Origin of the sequence: Aeromonas sp. Y289-2 (genome assembly GCF_027705925.1) — a bacterium.
Classification (GTDB): Bacteria; Pseudomonadota; Gammaproteobacteria; order Enterobacterales; family Aeromonadaceae; genus Aeromonas; species Aeromonas veronii.
In genome coordinates this window covers 62,537-78,577 of record NZ_JAPDCH010000014.1, presented here as the reverse complement: position 1 = coordinate 78,577, position 16,041 = coordinate 62,537, and the positions used below count along the sequence as shown (strand labels likewise).

At 57.8% G+C, this 16,041-nt stretch carries 12 protein-coding genes; 2 read left to right on the top strand and 10 right to left on the bottom strand.

Translation table 11 applies throughout. The features are described 5' to 3' along the window. Positions 1–19: 19 nt before the first annotated feature. From OKC43_RS17850 to arcB, 5 genes are all read right to left on the bottom strand, one after another. Positions 20–1,231, bottom strand: a complete 1,212-nt coding sequence (locus OKC43_RS17850) for an EAL domain-containing response regulator (protein WP_270660207.1) — start codon at positions 1,229–1,231, stop codon at positions 20–22. Further along, on the bottom strand, positions 1,212–5,453 hold the full coding sequence (locus tag OKC43_RS17845) for an ATP-binding protein (protein WP_270660204.1): 4,242 nt from the start codon (positions 5,451–5,453) through the stop codon (positions 1,212–1,214). The genes OKC43_RS17850 and OKC43_RS17845 overlap by 20 nt, the downstream gene beginning before the upstream one ends. Before the next feature lie 223 nt (positions 5,454–5,676). Beyond that, entirely contained in the window at positions 5,677–5,880 is a 204-nt protein-coding gene (locus tag OKC43_RS17840) for a hypothetical protein (protein ID WP_005349248.1), read from the bottom strand. Positions 5,881–6,195: 315 nt separating this feature from the next. Next, entirely contained in the window at positions 6,196–7,560 is a 1,365-nt protein-coding gene (gene dgt, locus OKC43_RS17835) for a dGTPase (RefSeq protein WP_236271651.1), read from the bottom strand. Positions 7,561–7,611: 51 nt separating this feature from the next. Next, entirely contained in the window at positions 7,612–9,924 is a 2,313-nt protein-coding gene (gene arcB, locus OKC43_RS17830) for an aerobic respiration two-component sensor histidine kinase ArcB (protein WP_236271650.1), read from the bottom strand. Between the two features lie 206 nt (positions 9,925–10,130). Here arcB and OKC43_RS17825 point away from each other — a divergent pair, with 206 nt between their 5' ends. Then, entirely contained in the window at positions 10,131–11,117 is a 987-nt protein-coding gene (locus OKC43_RS17825; protein WP_236271649.1) for a DUF2860 family protein, read from the top strand. Between the two features lie 67 nt (positions 11,118–11,184). Here OKC43_RS17825 and OKC43_RS17820 read toward each other — a convergent pair whose 3' ends face one another. From OKC43_RS17820 to OKC43_RS17805, 4 genes are all read right to left on the bottom strand, one after another. After that, entirely contained in the window at positions 11,185–11,883 is a 699-nt protein-coding gene (locus OKC43_RS17820; RefSeq protein ID WP_021231953.1) for a DUF3334 family protein, read from the bottom strand. A gap of 89 nt (positions 11,884–11,972) precedes the next feature. Then, positions 11,973–12,419: an HIT domain-containing protein gene (locus OKC43_RS17815; RefSeq protein ID WP_201952696.1), complete on the bottom strand. Its 447-nt coding sequence runs from the start codon at positions 12,417–12,419 to the stop codon at positions 11,973–11,975. Positions 12,420–12,492: 73 nt separating this feature from the next. After that, entirely contained in the window at positions 12,493–13,134 is a 642-nt protein-coding gene (locus tag OKC43_RS17810; RefSeq protein WP_270660199.1) for a DUF2057 domain-containing protein, read from the bottom strand. Between the two features lie 71 nt (positions 13,135–13,205). Beyond that, entirely contained in the window at positions 13,206–14,105 is a 900-nt protein-coding gene (locus tag OKC43_RS17805; RefSeq protein WP_139399055.1) for a LysR family transcriptional regulator, read from the bottom strand. 97 nt (positions 14,106–14,202) lie between these two features. Here OKC43_RS17805 and OKC43_RS17800 point away from each other — a divergent pair, with 97 nt between their 5' ends. After that, complete coding sequence (locus OKC43_RS17800) at positions 14,203–14,805, top strand: short chain dehydrogenase (protein WP_118854272.1); 603 nt, start codon at positions 14,203–14,205, stop codon at positions 14,803–14,805. A 128-nt stretch (positions 14,806–14,933) separates the two neighbouring features. Here OKC43_RS17800 and OKC43_RS17795 read toward each other — a convergent pair whose 3' ends face one another. Beyond that, positions 14,934–16,037, bottom strand: a complete 1,104-nt coding sequence (locus tag OKC43_RS17795) for a phosphoribosylaminoimidazolesuccinocarboxamide synthase (RefSeq protein WP_162506306.1) — start codon at positions 16,035–16,037, stop codon at positions 14,934–14,936. Positions 16,038–16,041: the final 4 nt, after the last annotated feature.

The window sequence follows — 16,041 nt, the reverse complement described above, 5'->3', positions numbered from 1 at the left end:
AGGGATCCAGCCAACAGAATCAGATAGATATCAGTGTAGGCAATCTATCTTGCCAAGTCCGGTACCAATTAGCCAATTCACTGCGCGGCACCGGGCGGGCAGAGAAAAATCCCTGACAAAGGTCGCAACCGAGTTGGGCCAGCGCTCGCCAGGTCGCCTCATCCTCTACCCCTTCCGCCACCGACTTCAGTCCCAGCTTGCGGGCCAACTCGATACTGGACTCGATGATAGCCAAACGTGATGGATCGGCATGGCAGCGATCGACGAAAGAGCGATCCAGCTTGAGTTCGGTGAACGGCAACAGTGCCAGCTGCTGCATCGAGGAGTAGCCGGTACCAAAATCATCGATGGAGAGGCCAAAACCGTGCATACGCAGCCGGGTCAGCACCTCCAGAGACTTGCCCAGATCCTGCACGAATGCGCTCTCGGTCACCTCCAGAGTGATAAGCTCCGGATTGATACTCCAGCGCTTGCACTGATCAATCAATAAGTTGCAGAGGTCCCCTTCAATGAGTGAGGTGGTGGAGAGGTTCATCGACAGATTGAGTGACAACCCGGTTTCCTCCCATAAATGGCCATCACTGAGAGATTTGCTGATGATCACCTCGGTCAACGGATCGATAAGTCCGTTGCTCTCCGCCAGTGAAATAAAACGCCCGGGCGGGATCAGGCCAAACTCGGGGTGTTGCCAGCGGGCCAACGCCTCCATCCCGACCCATGCGCCGGATGCAAAACTCACCTTGGGCTGATACCAGGGCAATAATTGATCTTGTTCGATCGCCCGACACAACTCATCGAGTCCTATTCTGTGCCCCTCTTCCTCCCTGACTGGTTCCTGCCGGGGTGACCAAGCCTGGATAAGCCGCTGGAGCTGCTGCGGCGTTGACGGTTTCTCTATGCGACCGAGCACCTGCAAGCCATAAGCGGCACTCATACGCAATACGGCTTCCACCACATCCCCCTCAAGCGCACTGGAGAGGATAATGCCGCCCTGAAAACCACCCAGCGACAGGCGGCGCAACAGCGCCATGCCATCCATTCCGGGCATTCGCAGATCGCAAAACAGGATATCGACGTTGTGTTGCTGGCTAAGCGCCAACGCCTCGATACCATCAACCGCTTCCAGCAGATTCTGGTAACCCAGGCTGCGGATCTGGTGCAGCAGCGCCTTGCGCTGAAATCCATGGTCTTCCACGACCATGATGACCAACTCATGTTGTGCTTTTTTCATCGAGCCATAATCCAATGTCGTGGGCAATCGCCGTCATCAACCTCTGCACTGTGCTGACCAGATCGTCGAGCTCGTCTAGCCGCTTCAATCGCGCTGCCGATTCCAGCATGGCAGCCTGGCTGGCAAGCTCCTCCAACCCGACCATTCGGGCAGCCCCCTTGATCCGGTGGGCTGTCTCTACCAAAGCGCTGGCATCATGACAAATAAGCGCGGCCATCATGGCCTCGCCATCCTGCCGGTTGGAATCGAGATACTCCACCGCCATGGCTCGCGCGGTCAGCTCGTCACCAAACAGCGCCAACCAGCGCTCAGCCTGAATGCCTGTAGCCCCAACAACGGGCGCAACCGCGCTTCTGGTTGGCGTCCTCTCTGCCAGCCAATGAGCCAGCATCTGGCGCAAGATATCCAGCGGGTAGGGCTTCAGTAACATGTCACTCATGCCAGCCTCTACCATACGAGCACTCGCCTCTTCCGACGTATCTGCCGTTACCCCTATGATGGGGGCAGTCACTCCCGCAGCCCGCAGCGCCTTGGTCAGGGCATAACCATCCATCACCGGCATATGGCAATCAGTCAACAGCAGAGAGAATTGCTGTCCCTGCCAAGCCCGCAGAGCCTTCTCGCCATCTTCCACGACCTGAGCCTCGATACCAAGAATGGCTAACTGCCGTGCCAACAAGGCACGATTGACCGGATGATCATCGGCCACCAATACTTTGCCACCCAGCTTCTCTGCAAGCGCAGGGAGGATTGGTGTGACCCGCTCCTGTAGCAATTCGTGGCAGCTCTCCAGCAGAAGATCCGGATAGAGAGGGGATAGACCCAGGCGCCACCATTTCTGTTCACCAATCCGACCCCGTAACGCCTCATCGGGTGACGCTATGATCCCCTTCAGCGCAGAGTGTTGCAGCCAGCTTTGCCATTCCCCCCCAAGCGCTTGCTCAAGCCACCGTTGATCGGCCAACAGCAACCCTTCCAGTGAGCGACTGAGCTCATTGGCCCCCAAGTACCTGAGCTTGGCCCCCTGCCGTACCATGGCCGCTTCGAGGTTGGTGTCATCGCTGAAAAACCACCATTCTGTATCAGCCAGAGCAGGGGGATCCCACTGCGGATTGGTTAGCGGCACGGTAAAGCGGAAGCTGGAGCCCTCCCCTGCCTTGCTGGTCAGTGTCAGTGCCCCCCCCATTTTGCATACCAGCTGCTCACAGATTGCCAACCCCAAGCCGGTGCCACCAAAACGACGGTTGATATCTGACTCCACCTGCTCAAAAGGCGTGAACAGCAGCGCCTGCTTCTCTTCGGCGATCCCGATACCGGTGTCACTGACACTGATGGTCAGTTGCTCGCTCAGGTAGCTGACCTGGATAGTAATCCCCCCTTGTTCGGTAAACTTCACCGCATTATTGAGCAGGTTGGAGATGACCTGACCGATACGCACCCCATCGATGTCGGCCCAATCCGGCACATGATGCTCCCACTCCAGCACCACATTGAGCCCCTTGTTATGAGCCAGTGCCGCGTGGCCACGAATGGCATCGCAGATCACCGTTTGCAACCGGCTGCTCTGGTAATTCAACTGCAACTGACCCGCTTCTATCTTGGAAAAATCGAGGATGTCATTGACCAGATAGAGCAGGTTATTGGTCGAGGTGACCACATTGCGCACCATAAAACGCTGGTCGTCGTTGAGCTCGCTCATTTGCAGCAATTCGAGCATGCCATGCATGCCTGAAATGGGAGTGCGCAGCTCATGGCTCATGGTTGCCAAAAAGCGGCTGCGAGCCTGCATCGCCTGCTCGGCATAGGCGCGAGCTTCGCGCAGCTCATATTCCTGTTGCTTGAGGGCAGTGATGTCCTGAATCACCCCGTTAAGGATCAGTGCCTGCTGCTCCTGTCTGACAAAGTTGCCACGCACTTGCTGATAGCGATCTCCATCAGGTCGCTCTACCTTGACCTCCAGATCGAGGGGCGCCAGAGTCTCGGCATGATTGGCCACCTTGCTGACAAAATCCTGGAGCGCCTCTTCGGTAAAGCCGAACACCTCACCACCCGATTCGGCATTGAACAGGTCCTGCCGGGAAGCCCCGAGGATCTCGCTGGCCCCCTGAGAGGCATACAAAAACCGCCCCTTGCCGGGTCCTTGCCACAAATACTGATAGACCACCCCAGGCATGCTGTCGGTAATCTGGGTAAGGCGATTTTCAGCCTGACGGGCGCGCTCCTCCGCCTCCTTGATCCGGCTGACATCGGTCAGTACTGTCAACACCCCCAGCATATTGCCATCGGGATCGCGATAAGGGCGTTTGGCATAGATAACATGGCAGGGCGTACCATCAGCTCGCAGGTTACTGCCTGCCCCCTCCAGATCCTGTCCGGTCTGCCACACCCGGCGCTCTTCTTCCAACACACTGTTTCTGAGTGTCTCGGGCATGTTTTGCAGCTCCTCACTGCTACTACCAGCACCAAGGAAAGCATCGCGATAGGCCTGATTGCACAAGGTGATCCGCTGCTCGCTATCACGTAGCGCCACCATGGTTGGCAGTGAGTTGAGCAAGGTCTGCACAAACAGCAACTGTTCATTCAGCTTGTCCTCTGCGATTTTCCGCTGCGCAATCTGGCGACGCAAACTGCGAGCCCAGAACAGCACCAGCAAACCGCTGACGAGCAAGGCGCCCCCCCCTATGGCCAACCATTTGTAAATCAGGGTGTAATCAGACTCGATATTGACCGACACATTGAGCCAGCGTCGTTCCAGCAGTTGCCACTCCTCATCCGTGATGGTCAGCAGCAACTTGTCCATGATGCGGAGCAACTCGGGCTGAGCATTGTCGACGGCCATACTGATAGGTACGGAAAATTCGGGAGAGCTCAGCACTACCTGATACTTATCATTGAAACCCTTCATCGCCTGCTGTCCCAGATTGGTCATGGTCAACAGCACATATTCGGCTCTCCCAGTGTCAAGCAAGGTCAGTAAATCGGCATCTTTGCCTACTTCGATAATATTGGCGCCCAGCGCGTGAATGAGAGAGGCTTCGTAAGAGCCCGTCACACCACCAATCAGACGCCCTTTCAGCTCGACCAACGACTTCAGCGGGCGAGCACCGTGTCTGGCTACAACATAGCTGTCGAACTTCAGATAGGAGGAGGTAAAAGAGGCAAAGGACTGACGATCCTTGAGCGGTGTCATCAAGGGAATAAGGTCCACTTTGTGCTCTTTCAGCAGTTTTAGTGACTCCTGCCAGGTATTTGTCGACGCCAGCTCAAAGCGGATCCCGGAGCGCAGACTCAATAATTTCATCAGGTCTGCCGTATAGCCATGCAATTCACCTTCGTCATCGATTTCACTGATGCCGGCAAAGCCGGGGGCAACGGCGAACTTGATCACCTTGTTTCTCTGCTTCAGCCAACTAGCCTCATCTGGTTCCAGCAAAAGGCCAGCGTTGGCGCGTTCATCTTTCTGATGCAACCGTAATCGTGAGTCTGCAACGGGTATCTGTTGATATGCATGCCAAAGCTTCTCGCTCAGCTCTGGCTGTCGGGAGCTGGTCGCCATCGTCAGCGTGCTGCCAGAAAGCCACCCTGGAGCGACAACCCCCATTGATGCAGGCATTCTCTCCATCTTAAGGGAAACAATTGGTTCCAAATCAAGATATGCATCGACAGCGCCCAGCTTGACCATATAGGTCGCCTCGTCACGGCTCTCCAGCTCAGTTACATCAGAGATCCCCAAACGAGCCAATTCATTACAACTGCCAAAACCACGAATACAGACCCAGCGTAACTTGCGCGCCTGCTCCAGGGTCAATCGCTGATCCGGGGTATGCATTAAAATGGAGCGAGCATAAGAACCGATACTGCCAATAGGGTTTATCCCCTTCAATTCAAGAGCATTACGTTCGACCCCGATTAATGCATCGATCTGGCCGCCTTGGAGAGCAATCTGGGCATCCACGTAGGAGTTGTAGGGGATATAACGCAATGACACGCCCATTTCGGCTGCAATGCGCGAGGCCAGCTCCTTGAGCGGACCGGCATAACGCTGGTTGGGGAGTTGATAGATGAAAGGGAGATAGCCGCCACGGGGAACCCCGACCAGCAGCTCCTTTTGTGCGGAGATTTCGTTACTTGTGCTCTCATCTTGCGGCTGGGGAGCCGCAACAGCCAACATGCCTGAAAACAACAGCAACATGGGAAGAAAAAGCTGACGAAGGAGTGGCATAAGGTCTTGTCCTGATGAGTAAAACAGATAGGGCTGCCACCTCTAATCTTGCAGATCCTGACGACGCAAGGCGAGAAAACAATCGCAACTGTTACAAAGAGGGCGGAGAGGATAATACTGAGTCACCAACATGTGAACCTGGAATCAACCATAAGATGGAAAAATGGCAGGCATGCAGCCTGCCATTTCAACAGCGAGGGGGATCTTATTCTCCCCCTCGCGATCAGGTTATTCGATTCCCGAGGCGGAAGCCGGTTTGATACTCCCGCTCGCGAACGAGGGCGATTTGACCCTGATATCCTTCCAGCCCGATATCCCTGAGCAGGGCGGGTGACAGATTGACCTGCACGAGACGACGCTCGACCCGGGCAATCCTTCTCTGGACCAAGGATTCAACACTGCGCAGTAAAACCAGTTCGATAGACATGACATTCTCCAGTTGAACATGCGGTTCTCCCGGAGAAAGTGGATATCACCCTGCGGGACGAACCGCGGGTGATAAAAAGACAGGGGTTACCTGTTTACGCCACGCGGTAAAAGAGCACGAGATTTCACGCCGCACGCAGTGCCGCGAGAGAATGCAATATTGAGCATCAGATGTTGCATTTTCGTCTCCTTACCGGGTAAAAGTTGAACAGGCTGCAGAAGTCTAAAAAATATCCGAATTTAAAACAAGCCTCTTGCGACTCCTTTTTAAACGTTTTTACGGCATTTTATGCTGCCCGAAGGGGAGCTTGGGGCATCAGATCCCCGAGAGTAACCGGTACTCCTCCAGCACGTAGGTATCCGTCATGCCGCTGACATAATCGAGCAGCAGCCGCACCCGGTAATACCACTCCTGCTCGTTCTGGCAGGCAAAGCGCGGATCCGGGGTGGCGATCGCCAATCGATAGGCCTTGAGATGGCGGGCCGAGAGACGGTGATAGAGGCGGCGCGCAAAGAACAGCGTCTGACTCCCCTCCCCGGCCAGCAGACGGGCAAACTGTGGCGCTGACAGCGACAACAGGCAGGCATAACTGGTCAGCACCCCGCGCAGTGCCGCATACCCTTCCAGTTCGAGAGCCTCGACTTCGGGTCGCATAAAGACCAGCTCGCGGGCCACCCGCTTGAGGATATCGAGCACCCGCGCCGCCGGCGCCTGACCGTGCAGCAGCGCTTGCGGATAGGAGCCCTGCAAAATGGCCTGATGTTCGCTGACATAGCTCTGTGCCGCCAGCGTAACCAGATCCCGGGTCAGTTGCTGGCGAAAATGGGGGAAAAAGCCCCGACCAGAAGCCAGCGCCTCATCCAGCAAGGTGCCCATGTAGTCACTCTGGTCAGCGGCCCGCAGTGCCGCCAGCAGTTCACCCTGAGTCAGGATCCGCCGATCTACCGCATCTTCCAGATCGGCGATGCAGTAGGAGATGTCATCGGCCGCCTCCATGATGTAGACCAGCGGATGACGACAGCCGGGGGCCAATCCCAGACTCTGGCCGAGGGCACGGTAGAGCGGCTGCTCGCTAAAGAAGATGCCTCGTTTGCTGCTCCAGCCATGATGCTGGCCATAGCTCACGCCGGGTTGCGGCTGTTGCGGGTATTTGCAGAGTGCCGCCAGCTGCCCGAACGTCAGGTTAAGCTCGTGCAGGCTGTGCACCAGCCGCAGACTCTGGGCGTTGCCATCAAACAGTTGCAGATCCTGACGCAATTCAGCCCACTGGGCCGAAGGTGGCTGCGCCAGCGCCTGCTGATAGAGGGGATCGAGCATCTCGCCGAGCCACTGGCTCATCACCTGCTCGCCAAAGTGGCCAAACGGCGGGTTGCCCACGTCATGAAGCAGGCAGGACATCTCCACCAGATTGATAAAAGACCCTTCACAGACCATCCCGACAGGCAAGGCGGCCAGAATGCGGCGGCTGATCTGGCGGCCGGTCTCCTGCACCTCCAGCGAGTGGGTGAGGCGACTGCGCACCGAGGCCTTCACATCGAGCGGAAAGACCTGGGTCTTCTGCTGCAACCGGCGCACCGGCGCGGCCTGCACGATACGGGCGCGATCCTGCTCGGTCGCCTCCAGCAGATCCTCGTCTCCCCAAGGGTGGATGCGCGCAGGGGTAATCAAACGGCTATACATCTCGCAGCTCCTTGCCAGCAACTTCCATCAGACTCAAGACAACCTCCAGCATCAAGACAGCAACCAGCGCCGCAGACGGGCGATGTCGCCCGGATATTCCCGGCGCAGCGTCTCAATCCAGTCTTCCACGTTTTCCCACCAGGCGGGATGATCCGGGCTCTGGATCAGCTGGGCCGTCTGCTGCAGTCGACGCAGACCAATGGAGCCTGCCGCCCCTTTTATCTTGTGTGCCTCTTCCACCACCCCAGCTTGATCCTTGGCAATCATGTTGGAGTCGAGGACTGCCATGTAGTCCGGCATCATTTTCTCGAACAGATCAACGCTGGAGAGCAGCACCTGCTTTCCCACGGTATCGGCGTAATCGGTGAGGAAGGGGATATCCAGCAGGGCATCCTGATTGCCCGCATCAGCCTGCTCGTCCGCTTCATCCTCGGCCAGATCGGCAAACAGGTGACCAATCACCTCCCGCACCGCTTTGGAGCCAAGCGGCTTGTTGATCACATCCTGCATGCCGTGATCCCGGTAGTACTGGCGATCGCCGGTGGAGTTGGCGGTGAGCGCCACCATGGGTGGCAGGCTGTCGCCATAACGCTCCAGCAGGGTTTTCGCCACATCGAAGCCGGTCATGTCCGGCAGCTGGATATCGAGCAAAATGAGGTCGAAATCATCCGGGTTGGCCATCGCCAACGCCTGGGTGCCGTCCCGTGCCACCTGCACCTGATGACCCAGCTTGCCCAGCAGGGCGCAGGCCACCGTCACGTTAAGCTCCACATCCTCCACCAGCAGGATATCGAGGGGGGGCATCTCCTCCTCCTGCTCTGGCAACACAGGCTCGGCGCAAGCTACCTCCAGCTCGGCGGTAAAGCAGGAACCTTCGCCCGGATCGCTGTCCACATAGAGCTGCCCGCCCATCGCCTGCACCAGCTGACGGGAGACCGCGAGGCCAATGCCGGTGCCGGTGGCGTGTTTCTTGCCCTGCACCTGATAGTACATGGCGAAGATCTTCTCCTGCTGGGCGCGAGGGATACCGATACCGGTATCCTCCACCTCGAAGTGCAGGGCCAGCTTGCCCGGCACGTCGGCGGGATGGGAGAGGCAACGCACGGTGACGCCCCCCTCATCGGTAAACTTGACCGCATTGCCCACCAGATTCCACAGCACCTGACGCAGGCGGGTACCGTCAGCCATCACAAATTGCGGCATGTCGCCATCCCGATCGAAATGGAGATAGAGCCCCTTCTGCTCCGCCTGAATGCGCGACAGGGTCTCCAGCTCGTCGAGGAAGGCAGGCAGGTCGATACGGGTCGGTGCAATTTCGAGACGACGGCGATCCAGTTTGTCCAAGTCGATGATGTCGTTGAAGATATTGCCAAGGGTCACCGCACTCAGGTGAATGGTCTTGAGCTGCTGATGCTGCTTGGGATCGAGGGGGGTATCCATCAGCATCCGGCTTAAGCCCACGATGCCGTTGAGCGGGGTGCGCAACTCGTGGCTGATGGTGGAGATAAAGGTCGTCTTGTCGCGACTCGCCTTCTCAAGCTTGTCCTGATACTGCTTGCGCTCGGTGATGTCGCGGCCAAAACCAAGCAGGCCGAGTCGCTTGCCGAAGCGGTCGAAGAAGGGCACCTTGCGCAGCTCGAAGTAAGCTTTGCGGCCATCGGGATACTCCAGCCACTGCTCGTAGGTGAGCGGCTCGTTGCTGGCAAAAACCTGCTTGTCGGTCTCCACCACCTTGTTGGCGATCTCCTGCTTGTAGACATCGAACGGGGTCAGACCGATCAGCTCGGCCTCCACCTTGCCGGTCAGCTCCTCCATGGCGCGGTTGCAACCGGAAAACTGCTCATCCTCATTGCGGTAGTAGACCAGATCGGGGGAGCAGTCGATAAAGGAGCGCAGCAAGGCAGTACGCTCCCCCAGATGAAGCTGGGCTTTCTCTCGCTGGAACACCTCATTCTCGAGATCCTCGATGGCCTGCAGACGCAGGCTCTCGGCCCGGTTGGTCTCGGCGATCTGGGCGTTGAGGCGGCTAATGTTCTCCTGCAACTGGGTATTGAGCTCCAGATCACGCTCACGCATATCTTGCAGCTTGCGCACCATCCGGCTTAGTCGTTGACGGGAATCCTCCAACTGATCCACCACGATGGAGAGAAAATAGACCGCCCAAGGGGTCACCAGCAGGCCAAAGAAGACCGAGCGAACGAAGTCGATCACATCGATATTGCCGCGCAGGAACAGGGTCACCCCCATCTGGATGGCGACCGCCAGCACGATAATGCCCGCCGCCAGGAACATGCTAAAGCGCACCAGTCCCAGCTTGGTCATCAGATCGACATAATATTGCGCCCAGGATTTAATCTGTTTCATCTTATTGTTTTCCCCCGATATTCGCGGTACAGAATACCAGCACAACCGAGTGAACTCTTCTTAATCTCGCACAATTAATTAACGATTCGCCGAATGAAATGAGTGGGTTAGGATAATTGGCAATATTGAGTCAGTTGCCATTAAGGTTTTTTCTTTATACTCACCGGCCGAAAAAATTCACCACCATTTAATTTAGGAGTTATCCGATGCGCAACACCACCTTGCTAGGCCTGGGCCTGCTGGTCGCAAATAGTGCTTATGCTGATTTGGGTGAAATTCCCAAGGAGTCTGGCTGGTCCGGTTTCCTGCTTGGCGGGGTCAGTGTCATCAATTACGAATCGAATTTTTATAGTGGTGATGATGAAAACCGCCGCCTGAGCGGACTGGGCAGTGCCGAGAGCAGCTCCGCCGTTGCCCCGCTGCTCAACGCCGATATCCGCTACACCTTTGCCGATACCCGCACCCAGGTCTTCCTTGGTAACCTGATCCAGGATGCCATCCGTTTCGACTTCACCCAGCAGCTCGGTATCCGTCAGGAGATGAGCGATAAGGGCATCGTAGCTGGCTCCGTGGTCTTTAATGCCATGCCGACCGAGCAGTGGAGCGATCCGTTCGATACAAATCATGATCGCCAGTCGACCGATATCAAGTCAAAAGGGGTTCGCTTCGCCTGGGACAGCATCTGGGGTAGCAACTTCAATGGTAGCCTGACCACCCGCAACATCGAGGTGGATGAGGAGCGCAGCGGCAGCCAGTATGGCGCCGATACTGCCGCCAAGCTGGATCGCAACGGCAAGATCCACTCCCTCGACCTCTCCTACAAATGGCAGCTGGCACCCGGTCAAATGCTGGAGCCAGCCTTTATCTACCGCCAAGCCGACCTGGACGGCAGCGCCCAAAGCTACAAGAGCAACGGCCTGCAGTTGACCTACGGCATGCGCGCTTCCCAGTGGTCTTTCGTCAGCAACGCCTATCTGGGCCAGACCAAATATGATGAGGCCAACCCGATCTTTGGCCAAAACGCCGACTCCGACGAGTTTGCCCTGACCGGTACCTTCTTCTGGCACCGCCTGTTCGGTATTGCTCCGCTCTCCGCAACCTTTACCGCTGGCTATGCCAAGTCCGATTCCGACATCAACTTCTACGATTCTGAATCCGTAATGTTCAACACCGGCCTGCTCTACAACTTCTAACAACGGTTGTGCGCACCGATACAACAAGGCCACCCGAAGGTGGCCTTGTTGCTATCCAGCGTTTGACTCAAATACCCAGAGAGTCGAGCAGATCGTCGTGATCGTTGGCGACCGGGGCCGCAGCCTGAACCGGCTTGGCGGCATCCTGCTTGGCCTGGGCGATCAGCGCATCGGGATCCAACTCTTCATGCTCCATCCCCTCATTGTGGATGCGAATGAACTCGGTTTTGTCCATCGCCAGCTCCAGATAGAAGATGTTGTTGCGGGCGGTGAAGAAGGTGACGCGGCGGGACTCCGGGCTGTCGAGATTGGTATCGACGCTCAGCATCACCTGCTTGTTGAGGGCCAGCATCTTCGGCTGGTTCTGGGTGATGTGGGTCTGCAGATCCCGGCCCACCTTGACGGTAAAGCTGCCGACGATCTGGTTCATCAGCTCGCCCATCACGTTGCTCACCTCGTCAGAGGTGTGGGAGATGGCGAGATCCTCCTTGGAGAGTCCCATGCTCAACATGTAGCTCTCGTACAGCTCCATGGCGGCGGCGGCGGAGAAGTTGATCACCACCAGACCGGAAAAACCGCCATCGAACAGCACGAAGCAGCCGATATCCGGCTTGAGGCAGGTCTTGCTGATCCGCTGCACCATGCCGGAAAACCGCACCTGACTCATGGTCGCGGCACTCAAAACGTCCGTCACCGAGTTGCACAGGCTGAGCAGCACATCCTCTGTGGTCAATACGGCATCGTCATCGGATCTTGTCACTATCATGGGACCTTCCTGAACATCGAAAATGGGCTTATCTATACCATAACTCTAACAGATGGCGCGGCCCGGAGACTGAAATAGCGACACGCCTCTCAGTTGACTCCGTTATCAGCAGCCACTGGGGTGAAACCGCTCAGCTTGGCGAGCCGGGCACGCCATATATCGGCCTGCTGGACCAAAACTTGTGGCTCATAAGGCACGACCGGATGAGCGCCCCAGATGGGGCCTGGCCAGGCGCGATCCGTCGCAAAGCGGGCGACATGGTGAAGGTGGAGTTGCGGCACCAGATTACCCAGCGCCCCAATGTTGATCTTGTCCGGACTGAGGGCCTGTTCCATCAGGGCGGCGACGGCGCAGGACTCCTGCATCAGCTGTTGCTGCTGCTCCGGCGCCAGATGGTGAATTTCCCGCAGGTTGGCTACTCGCGGTACCAGGATCAGCCAGGGATACTGGCTGTCTTTGGCCAGCAAGACCCGGCAGAGGGGCAGATCCCCGAGCCACCGGGTATCTGCCTGCAGGCGTGAATGCAATTCAAACATGAAAACCTCGTTGAGTACGATGAACAGAGCGCCTGAAAAAGGAGTGTCCACGTTACTGCAACGGGCGGAAAACTTAAAGCTGTGGGACGGCCCAACCGATAAAGCGCTTGCGCAAGGCCGGATCGGCCTGGAGGAACAGCTGCTGCAACTGCCCTTCCAGCTCGCTGGCTGCCACAACGGGTTGAGCCCCACCAGCGGCTGTGGCCGTTGGTTGCGTAGCAACGGCGCCAGCCGTCAGCGCAGCCTTGCCGCCGCTGCGATTGTATTCAGCCAGTTTGCCGCTCCAATCCACCCCAAGCAGCATACCGCTGGTCACCAGCACATCCTGCTGGATGGCAAGCTTGCGGCCATTCTCCTGCAGCGCTACCACAGGAGCCTTGGCATACGCCTGCATCCCCCGCTCGTCTCCCGGTACGCTGGCCGTCAGCTGCAAATGCTGATTGCTGCCCTGATAGCGCACCACCTGCGGCTCGGAGCGCACCTGCCGGTCATTCTCGCTGCTGCTGCGGCTGGGGATCACCCCCTCGAAGCGCACCAGCAGTTGCTGCTCGCCATCCGCCAGGGTGGCATGCTGCTCATCCTGCAAGGTGCCGTTGCTCACCGCGAGAATGCGGAAATTCTCCGGCACCTTCACGTCCACCATGGCCTGCACACTGCCAGCCCCCAACACTGCACAGAGCAGCACAAACCCGGTCAACCCTCTATTACTCTTCATTCCCGCTGATCTTCCTGATGCCGATGATGGGCGCAGGGTAGCAGCCGAAGATGACAGAAAAATAACGCCGCTCAGAGCAGGTAGTGGGGTCGCTCGGCAAACCACTGGGCCAGCACCTGCTTGAACAGCCGGATCTTGCGTGGCACCCGCCGCTGCTGGGCATGCAGCACATGAAGCTGATGCAGGCCGCTCTGCCACTCGTCGAGCACGGTCACCAGCTCTCCTGCCGTCAGCAGCGACTCCACCAGCATCAGCGGGCACTTGGCATAGCCCATACCGGCGCGCGCCAGTTGCAATACTGTACTGTAGTGGTTGGCTCGCACCTTGCCCTGTACCAGAATGTGAGCCTCTTCCCCCTCACGGATAAAGTGCCACTGCTCCCAGGCCGGATTGTGCCCCTGCAACAGGCAGTTGCGCCCGCTCAGCTCATAGGGAGTGGCAGGACGCCCCTCCCGCGCCACCAGCGCGGGGCTGGCCACCACCACATCCTTGAGCCGCCCCAGCGGCAGGGCCACCAGATTGTCCGGCACCTCGTTCATGGCGCGCAGGGCGATGTCGTTCTCCCCCTGACTCATGTCGACCATCTGGTTGGTGAAGTTGAGCTCCACCTCCACTCCCGGGCAGAGCACGGCAAAGCTGGCCAGCAGCTCGCTCACCATGCGATCGCCGGTACTGACCGGGCAGGTAAAACGCAGGCGACCGCCATCCTCTTCGGTCAGCGCCTGAATATCTTGCTCCGCTTGCCGCGCCAGCGCGAAGATCTCCCCCGCCTGCTGGTAGAGGGTCTTGCCCGCCTCGGTCAGACTGAGGCGGCGGGTGGTGCGCTGCAACAGTTGTGCATTGAGGGAGGCCTCCAGCGCGCTGACATGGCGGCTCAGCATCCCCTTGCTGACCCCCAGCGTATCGGCAGCAGTCGAGAAACTGCCGCGCAGCACCACCTCATAAAAGCTGGCCAAATGGGCGATATCCATCATTAGCTCCAATATGGAAACAATGGGTTTATTTTACGCGCTTTTTCGCATTTTCTGTTGCGCTAGAATCAACACATCCCAACCAGGAGTGATGCAGATGAAAATTGTGATTGTGGGTGCCTCCGGCACCGTCGGCTCCGCGGTCAGTGAACTGCTTGCCAAAGATCATCAGGTGATCCGGGTCGGCCACAGCCGTGGCGATGCCACGGTCGACATGCGCGATCCCCCCTCCATCAAGGCGCTGTTTGCCCAAGTGGGCCAGTTTGATGCACTGGTTGTCGCCAGCGGCAGCGTGGCCTTCAACGGCCTGACCGAGATGACCGACGAGCAGTGGCAGGTGGGACTGGAGAGCAAGCTGATGGGCCAGATCAACCTGACCCGAGCCGCCATTCCCTATCTGACTGACAAGGGTTCCATCACTTTGATCAGCGGTATTCTGAGCGAGGAGCCGATCAACTGGGGCGTGAGCGCCAGCACAGTCAACGGCGCCATCGATCACTTTGTGAAAGCGGCCGCCTGCGAGCTGCCAAGGGGCCTTCGCATCAACGTGGTGAGCCCCACCGTGCTGGCGGAGTCGATGGACAAATACGCCGACTTCTTCCCGGGGTTCGTGCCGGTGCCAGCCGCCAAGGTGGCGCAGGCTTACAAGAAGTCGGTGTTGGGCATCCAGACCGGTCAGGTGTTCAGGGTCAACGGCTGATCGCCGCTCGCTTGCCGCCAGACCAGTAATAAAAACGGGCCCCGCAATGGAGCCCGTCTGTTTCTCTGCCTATCTCCTTTGCTGCCAGCAAACGTTTGTTTGTTGGCGACAAAAAAAGAGAGCAACCCTTAGTCGATCAGACCGTACTGCTCGCGCAGCACCTCGATGATCTCCTGCTTGGGATTGGCAGAACGCGCCAGCTTGTGGCCGATGATCTTCTCGGCGATCCCGACGTAGGTGTTGGATATATCCATCATCACTTCGGTCGGCAGCTTGTTGTCGCGGGCAAGGGCAAAACGTTCCGGCATGCGGTTCTTGTTGAGCAGGATGTCCGGATCCGGGAAGTGGTTGAGCAGCCACTGACGGAAACCCTCTTTGGACTTCTCGACGATCTGTCCGTCGCGCAGGGCCGCGCCATCCCAGATACGGGAGCTGTCGGGGGTGCCCACTTCGTCCATGTAGATCAGCTTCTCGTTGCCGGCGGCATCGTGGACGTAACCAAACTCGAACTTGGTATCGACGAAGATCTGATCCAGCCCGGCCAGCGCGTCGCTGATGACGTTGAAGCCCTCTTTGAGCAGCACTTCGTAGCGGTCGATGTCGGCCGGTTTGCTGAAGTTGAAGCCTTTATAGTGGCGCTCGATATCGGCACGGGAGACGTTGACATCATCGGCTTCCGGCACGCCATCCAGCCCTTTCAGCACGCCCTTGGTGGACGGAGTGATGAGGATCTCCGGCAGCTTCTGATCCTTTTTGAGCCCTTCCGGCAAGGTGATGCCGCAGAACTCGCGCTCGCCATCCTTGTAGGCACGCCACATGGAGCCGGTGATGTATTGACGGGCAATCGCCTCGATCATCACCGGACGGGCTTTTTGCACGATCCAGACGAAGGGGTGCGGAATATCCAGAATGTGGCTGTCGGCCAGTCCCTTCTCCTTGAACAGCTTGAACCAGTGGCTGGAGATAGCATTGAGCGCCGCGCCCTTGCCCGGTACGCCGTTCAGGCCATCCACACCTTGCCAGATGCAATCGAAGGCCGAGATGCGATCGCTGATCACCATGAGGGCGAGGGGCGCATCGGCCGGCACATCATAGCCTTTCTCTTTTATGAGCCGGGCACTGTCTTCGGGGGTCAACCAGTAGACGCTGCGCACTTTGCCGGAATGGACAGGTTTATCGGTACGGATCGGCAAATCGTCATTCACCGCCAATACTTGATCTGCAAGACTCATGGCT